A 7143-nucleotide genomic window follows, 5' to 3' on the forward strand; every position below is an offset into this window, starting at 1 on the left:
ATGCAACCTTTACTGCAGCTTAACGGCATTGAAAAATCGTTCCCTGGGGTGAAAGCCCTCAAGGGTGCCTCACTGAATGTCCGGGCAGGACGCGTGATGGCGCTGGTCGGTGAAAACGGTGCCGGTAAATCCACCATGATGAAAGTGCTGACCGGGATCTATCAGTTTGATGCCGGTTCGCTGCACTGGCTCGGCAAAGAGACCCGGTTCAATGGCCCTAAAGCCTCACAGGAAGCGGGCATCGGCATTATCCATCAGGAACTGAATCTGATCCCCCAGTTAACCGTGGCGGAGAATATTTTCCTCGGTCGTGAATTTGTTAACCGTTTTGGCCGCATCCAGTGGGCGCGCATGTATGCCGAAGCGGATGCCTTGCTGAAGCGGTTAAATCTGCGCTTCAACAGCCACAAGCTGGTGGGCGATCTGTCGATTGGCGATCAGCAAATGGTCGAAATTGCCAAAGTTCTGAGCTTTGAGTCGCAGGTGATCATCATGGATGAGCCGACCGATGCGCTGACGGATACCGAAACGCTGTCGCTGTTTCGGGTAATCAATGAACTGAAGGCGCAGGGCTGCGGCATCGTCTACATCTCGCATCGCATGAAAGAGATCTTTGAGATCTGCGATGACGTCACGGTGTTTCGTGACGGCCAGTTTATTGCGGAGCGTCCGGTCAGCGAACTGACCGAAGAGAGCCTGATCGAAATGATGGTCGGCCGCAAACTGGAAGATCAATATCCGCATCTCGATCAGACACCGGGCGAAGTGCGGCTGAAAGTCGACAACGTCAGCGGTCCCGGCGTGCATAACGTCAGTTTCAGCCTGCGCAAAGGAGAGATTCTGGGCATCTCCGGACTGATGGGCGCGGGCCGCACTGAACTGATGAAAGTGCTCTATGGCGCGTTGCCGCGTCATCAGGGCAGCCTGTGGCTCAGCGGTCGCGAAGTGGTGACGCGTTCGCCACAGGACGGGCTGGCGAACGGCATCGTCTATATCTCTGAAGATCGTAAGCGTGACGGCCTGGTTCTGGGTATGTCGGTGAAAGAGAACATGTCGCTGACCGCGCTGCGCTATTTCAGTCACGGCGGCGGCACGCTGAAGCACGCGGCTGAGCAGCTGGCGGTAGGCGACTTTATCCGGCTGTTCAACGTCAAAACGCCCTCTATGTCGCAGCCGATCGGCCTGCTTTCCGGCGGCAATCAGCAGAAAGTGGCGATTGCCCGCGGCCTGATGACCCGTCCCAACGTGCTGATTCTTGATGAGCCAACCCGTGGCGTTGATGTCGGTGCCAAAAAAGAGATTTATCAGCTGATTAACCAGTTCAAAGCCGAAGGGCTGAGCATCATCCTGGTCTCTTCTGAGATGCCGGAAGTGTTAGGCATGAGCGATCGCATCCTGGTGATGCATGAAGGCCGTTTAAGCGGCGAATTTACCCGTGAAGAAGCCACGCAGGAGAGCCTGATGGCCGCCGCCGTAGGCAAGCAACACAGCGAGGATTTAGTGGTATGACGACCCAAACTTTACCTGCCAGCCGTCGCTGGTTTAGCAAAAGCTGGTTACTGGAACAAAAGTCGCTGATTGCGCTGGTGGTGTTAATCGCCGTGGTGGCGAGTCAGAGCCCGAACTTCTTTACCGTGGCCAACCTGTTCAACATTCTGCAGCAGACCTCGGTGAACGCTATTATGGCGGTCGGAATGACGCTGGTGATTCTGACCTCCGGCATCGATCTTTCGGTGGGTTCACTGCTGGCGCTGACCGGTGCTGTCGGGGCCTCGCTGGTCGGGATGGAAGTGAATGCGCTGGTGGCAGTAGCGGCTTCGCTGGCGCTGGGGGCCGCGATTGGTGCGCTGACCGGTACCATTGTGGCGCGCGGTAAGGTGCAGGCATTTATTGCCACGCTGGTGATGATGCTGCTGCTGCGTGGCGTCACCATGGTCTACACCGACGGCAGTCCAATCAGCACCGGCTTTAATGCCAACGCCGATCTGCTGGGCTGGTTTGGTATCGGGCGTCCGCTGGGTATTCCTGCTCCGGTCTGGCTGATGGCGCTGGTGTTTATTGCCGCCTGGTACATGCTGCATCACACCCGTCTTGGCCGCTATATCTACGCGCTGGGCGGCAATGAGGCCGCAACCCGCCTCTCCGGTATTAATGTTAATCGCGTCAAGGTCATCGTCTATTCGCTGAGCGGTATGCTGGCCGCGCTGGCGGGCACCATTGAGGTGGCGCGTCTCTCCTCGGCGCAGCCCACGGCCGGTACCGGCTACGAGCTGGATGCCATTGCCGCCGTGGTGCTGGGTGGTACCAGTCTGGCGGGCGGTAAAGGACGAATTGTCGGCACCCTGATTGGCGCACTGATCCTCGGCTTCCTGAATAACGGCCTGAACCTGATGGGCGTCTCTTCGTACTACCAGATGATCGTTAAAGCGGTGGTAATCCTGCTGGCGGTGCTGGTGGATAATAAAAGCAGTAAATAACTCTGACCTATACACAGGATGAAATGATGAAAAAGTTAACCGCACTGGCCATGATCCTTGGCGCTACGCTCAGTACCAGCGCTATGGCAAAAGAGACCATCGCGCTGGTGGTATCGACCCTGAATAACCCGTTCTTTGTTTCCCTGAAAGAGGGTGCACAAAAAGAAGCCGATAAACTGGGTTACAACCTGGTGGTGCTGGATTCGCAAAATAACCCGGCGAAAGAGCTGGCAAACGTGCAGGATCTGACGGTACGCGGCACCAAACTACTGCTGATCAACCCAACCGATTCTGATGCGGTCGGCAACGCAGTGAAGATGGCCAATCAGGCAAATATCCCGGTTATCACCCTGGACCGTATGGCAGCGCAGGGTACCGTGGTCAGCCACGTCGCTTCTGATAACCGTTTCGGCGGTAAAATGGCCGGTGACTACATCGCGAAGAAAGTGGGCGAAAGCGCCAAAATTATTGAGCTGCAAGGCATTGCCGGAACCTCGGCCGCGCGTGAGCGTGGCGAAGGCTTCAAACAGGCTGCGGATGCGCACAAGTTCCAGATCCTCGCCAGCCAGCCGGCTGACTTTGACCGTACTAAAGGCCTGAACGTGATGCAGAACCTGCTGCAGGCGCATCCGGATGTGCAGGCGGTGTTTGCTCAGAACGATGAAATGGCGCTGGGTGCACTGCGTGCATTGCAGACTGCCGGTAAAACCGATGTGATCGTGGTGGGGTTTGACGGTACCGCTGATGGCGTGAAAGCGGTAGAAGGTGGCAAACTGTCTGCGACCGTGGCACAGATGCCAGACAAAATTGGCATGATTGGCGTTGATACCGCTGATAAAGTGCTGAAGGGTGAAAAAGTGAAGGCGATCAACCCGGTCGACCTGAAGCTGGTCACTCAATAAAACAAAGAAAAGCAGGGCACTGCGCCACCCTCCCGGTGGCGCACTTATTCCGGACTCCCCTAATGAGCAAAAACGCAAAACTGGCCGTTCTTGGCAGCATTAACGCTGACCACATCCTTAATCTGGCACACTTTCCTCGTCCCGGTGAAACGGTGATCGGGCAGAACTATCAGATTGCGTTTGGTGGTAAAGGTGCCAATCAGGCCGTGGCCGCCGGTCGCGCTGGTGCCGATATCGCATTTATCGCCTGTGTGGGTGCTGATGACATTGGCGAACGTATTCGCCAGCAGCTGGCACAGGACAATATAGATACCTCGCCGGTAGAAGTGGTGGCGGGCGAGTCGACCGGGGTGGCGATGATTTTCGTCAACGGTGACGGTGAGAACAACATCGGCATCTATTCCGGCGCAAACGCCGCGCTGACACCAGACTGTGTGGCGCGCCATCAACAGGTGATTGCCGATGCCGACGCACTGCTGATGCAACTGGAGTCACCGCTGGAAAGCGTGCTGGCGGCAGCGCGTTTCGCCAGAGAGCAGCAGACCCAGGTGATTCTGAATCCGGCACCAGCGACCCGGCTTTCCGATGAGTTGCTGGCGCTGATCGATATCATTACCCCGAATGAAACTGAAGCGGAGATCCTGACCGGCATCGCCGTTCACAACGATCAGGATGCGGCCCGGGCGGCGGCGGCGCTGCATGACAAAGGCATCGGTACCGTACTGATTACGCTGGGCCGGCGCGGCGTCTGGCTGAGTGAACAGGGCCAGGGTCAGCGTATTCCGGGCTTTAGCGTCAACGCTATCGATACCATCGCGGCGGGCGATACGTTTAACGGCGCCTTTATTACCGCGCGACTGGAACAGAAAGCGATGCAGGAGGCGGTACGCTTTGCCCATGCCGCTGCGGCTATTGCCGTAACCCGATCCGGCGCACAGCCCTCCGTGCCGTGGCGTGCCGAGATCGACGACTTTTTGCAGCAGCAGGGTTAAGCGCTTGGCCACCATGAAAGATGTCGCCCGTCTGGCGGGCGTCTCCACCTCAACTGTCTCGCACGTCATCAACAATAACCGGTTTGTCAGCGAGAGCGTGCGGGCAAAAGTGGATCAGGCTATTCAGAGTCTGAACTATGCGCCCTCGGCGCTGGCGCGCAGCCTGAAGATCAACCAGACCCATACCATCGGGATGCTGCTGACCACCAGTAGCAACCCCTTTTATGCCGAAGTCGTCCGGGGCGTGGAGGATAGCTGTTACCAGCGCGGCTACAGTCTGATCCTGTGTAATACCGCCGGTGATGAGGAGCGGATGAACCGCAGCCTGGAGACGCTGATGCAAAAGCGCGTCGATGGGCTGTTAATGATGTGTACTGAAAGTCATCTGCCGTCGGCGGATATTCTGAACCGTTATCCTTCTATACCGACCGTGATGATGGACTGGGCACCGTTTGAAGGCGGTGGTGACATCATTCAGGACAATGCGTTGCTGGGCGGAGAGCTGGCAACCCAGCATCTGATCGACAGCGGCTATACCCGCATCGCCTGTATCGCCGGCCCGCAGGACAAAACCACCGCGCGGATGCGCCTCGAAGGGTTTCACAACGCGATGGAGAAAAGCGGTCTTGACGTACTGCCGGGTTACGTGGTGCATGGCGATTTTGAGTTTCAGGGCGGATACAACGGGATGATTGAGCTGCTGGCACTGGAAACGCCACCGCAGGCGGTATTCACCAGTAATGATGCGATGGCGGTCGGGGTTTATCATGCGCTGTATCAGGCGGGTTTACAGATTCCGCAGGACGTTGCCGTGATGGGCTATGACGATATCGAGCTGGCACGCTATCTGTCGCCGCCGCTGAGTACCATCCATCAACCGAAAGATGAACTGGGCGAGCTGGCGATTGATACCTTAATCCATCGCCTGAGCGATCCCGACGCCAGCCAGCAAACGCTGGTGCTGACGCCGGAACTGGTGGCGCGAGGCTCAACTTAAGCCGCCTTCTTCTTTTTCTTCTTATCGCGATTAGTAATCAGATTGCGGCCATCGCCGTTTTTTAACAGCATAAAGGTCAGGGCTGACAGTACCGTCACCACGCCCATGGTCAGGAAGGTCGCGTGGAACTGCGCAACGGTGCCGGTTTCAAACTCCTGATAAAAGCGCAGGACGGCGGCACTGACCGCGACGCCAAAACTGATCGCTAACTGCTGGGTCACGGCCAGCACGCTGTTACCGCCGCTGGCGTTATCATCATTCAAATCGGCCAGCGTAATGGTATTCATGGCGGTGAACTGGGTTGACATCGCCATGCCCAGAATAAACAGCGGAAGCAGTAAGATGATCATGCTCTCAGCAGGTGACTGCAGAGAGAAGCTGGCAATCAGAATGCCGATGATTACCGTGATGCCTATCAGCAGGCGGCGATAGCCTAACCAGCGCAACAGCTGGGTTACCGTCGACTTCGCCAGTATCGACCCCACCGCCGTCGGTGCCATCATGCAACCGGCGATAATCGCCGAATAGCCAAAGCCCACCTGCAACATCAACGGCATCAGGAAGGGCACGCAGCCGGTGCCGAGACGCGACGCGATGTTACCGATGATGCCTACCGAAAAAGTGCGCGTTTTAAACATCGGCAGATTAATCAGCGGAGAAGGGTGACGACGCGCGTGTGCAATATAAAGAAGCAGCAGAACGATTCCGCCGAGCAACACCGCACCCGCCAGCCAGGCTGAAACAATACGCTCACCGAACAGTTCAATCCCGATTGAGATCATCACCAGGCCCAGGCCGAACAGCAGAAAGCCTAAGAAATCGAAGCGGCGCTTCGGTGTGGTGAAGTCCGGCATATATTTGCGCGCATAGAAAATGCCGAGAATGCCGATGGGAATATTAATCAGGAAGATCCAGTGCCAGGTGGCGTAGGTCACCATCACCCCGCCAAGCAGCGGTCCCAGTATCGGTCCGACTAATCCCGGCATGGTGACAAAGTTGAGTACCGGCAGCAGTTCACTGCGCGGATAAGCGCGTAACAGTGCCAGGCGCGCGACCGGCATCATCATGGCACCGCCGACGCCCTGTATGACGCGGGAAGTGACCAGTATAGAGAGCGTAGGTGACAGCGCGCACGCCAGCGAACCGAGCGTGAAGAGCGATACCGCAGCGATAAACACTTTGCGGGTGCCATAGCGATCGGCGAGCCAGCCGCTGACCGGGATCAGCATTGCGACGGTCAGGGTATAACTGATAACGGCGGATTGCATGGCCAGAGGAGAACGGTCAAGGCTGGTGGCGATAGCGGGCAGGGCGGTGTTAAGAATGGTGGCATCCAGTGCCTGCATGAAAAATGCCATGGCAGCAATCCATGGCAAACCGGCCATGCTGCGCGCGGATTTTATCATTGAGCGTCCTTCTTAGGGTTATCCAGCGAGAAGAATGAAAAAGAATAGCACCGTCAGCGCAGCGCGGCAGGCCTCTTTTTAACGTCTCAAGGGGATTTCTGTGCGTTATTCGGCCATGAAATGGCTGTTTTTAACCCGTTCGTTTAAAAAAAACGCGCTCGGTAAATTTATTTAAAGAAACACTTGTCAGCTTCTGAGAACTCCCTATAATGCGCCTCCACTGACACGGAACAACGGCTTACAGGCCACCGGGTTGAGAGGCACAGGAGACTGCGCCGCCGGAGAAAACTTCTGAAAAAGAAGTTGACTCTGAAGGAGGAAAGCGTAATATACGCCACCTCGCGACAGGAAGCTAACGCACTGTTCGCA

Annotated in this window: 6 protein-coding genes; 5 read left to right on the forward strand and 1 reads right to left on the reverse strand. The window is 56.6% G+C overall.

Translation table 11 applies throughout. The features are described from left to right. From rbsA to rbsR, 5 genes are all read left to right on the forward strand, one after another. Entirely contained in the window at positions 1–1509 is a 1509-nt protein-coding gene (gene rbsA, locus WFK59_RS20390; protein ID WP_336757058.1) for a ribose ABC transporter ATP-binding protein RbsA, read from the forward strand. Continuing rightward, on the forward strand, positions 1506–2477 hold the full coding sequence (gene rbsC / locus WFK59_RS20395; RefSeq protein ID WP_233985806.1) for a ribose ABC transporter permease: 972 nt from the start codon (positions 1506–1508) through the stop codon (positions 2475–2477). Before rbsA ends, rbsC begins: the two co-directional genes overlap by 4 nt. Positions 2478–2503: 26 nt before the next feature. Then, positions 2504–3379, forward strand: a complete 876-nt coding sequence (rbsB, locus tag WFK59_RS20400) for a ribose ABC transporter substrate-binding protein RbsB (RefSeq protein ID WP_233988242.1) — start codon at positions 2504–2506, stop codon at positions 3377–3379. Between the two features lie 62 nt (positions 3380–3441). After that, positions 3442–4371, forward strand: a complete 930-nt coding sequence (rbsK, locus tag WFK59_RS20405; RefSeq protein WP_233985807.1) for a ribokinase — start codon at positions 3442–3444, stop codon at positions 4369–4371. A 13-nt stretch (positions 4372–4384) separates the two neighbouring features. Then, a complete protein-coding gene (gene rbsR / locus WFK59_RS20410) occupies positions 4385–5368 on the forward strand; it encodes a ribose operon transcriptional repressor RbsR (protein WP_233988243.1) in 984 nt (327 codons plus the stop codon). Here rbsR and mdtD read toward each other — a convergent pair. Beyond that, positions 5365–6774 carry a multidrug transporter subunit MdtD gene (gene mdtD / locus WFK59_RS20415; RefSeq protein WP_336757060.1) on the reverse strand — a complete coding sequence of 470 codons (1410 nt, stop codon included), beginning with the start codon at positions 6772–6774 and terminating at the stop codon, positions 5365–5367. The two genes, rbsR and mdtD, sit on opposite strands and share 4 nt — an antisense overlap. Positions 6775–7143 lie beyond the last annotated feature (369 nt).

The sequence above is a fragment of the Pantoea sp. USHLN298 genome, assembly GCF_037149395.1.
Lineage (GTDB): Bacteria > Pseudomonadota > Gammaproteobacteria > Enterobacterales > Enterobacteriaceae > Pantoea > Pantoea astica.

Bases quoted from the DNA above. Each gene is read 5' to 3' on its own strand.
- rbsR (WP_233988243.1), top strand. From the start codon at position 4,385: ATGAAAGATGTCGCCCGTCTGGCGGGCGTCTCCACCTCAACTGTCTCG.
- rbsK (WP_233985807.1), top strand. From the start codon at position 3,442: ATGAGCAAAAACGCAAAACTGGCCGTTCTTGGCAGCATTAACGCTGAC.
- mdtD (WP_336757060.1), bottom strand. From the start codon at position 6,774: ATGATAAAATCCGCGCGCAGCATGGCCGGTTTGCCATGGATTGCTGCC.
- rbsA (WP_336757058.1), top strand. From the start codon at position 1: ATGCAACCTTTACTGCAGCTTAACGGCATTGAAAAATCGTTCCCTGGG.
- rbsC (WP_233985806.1), top strand. From the start codon at position 1,506: ATGACGACCCAAACTTTACCTGCCAGCCGTCGCTGGTTTAGCAAAAGC.
- rbsB (WP_233988242.1), top strand. From the start codon at position 2,504: ATGAAAAAGTTAACCGCACTGGCCATGATCCTTGGCGCTACGCTCAGT.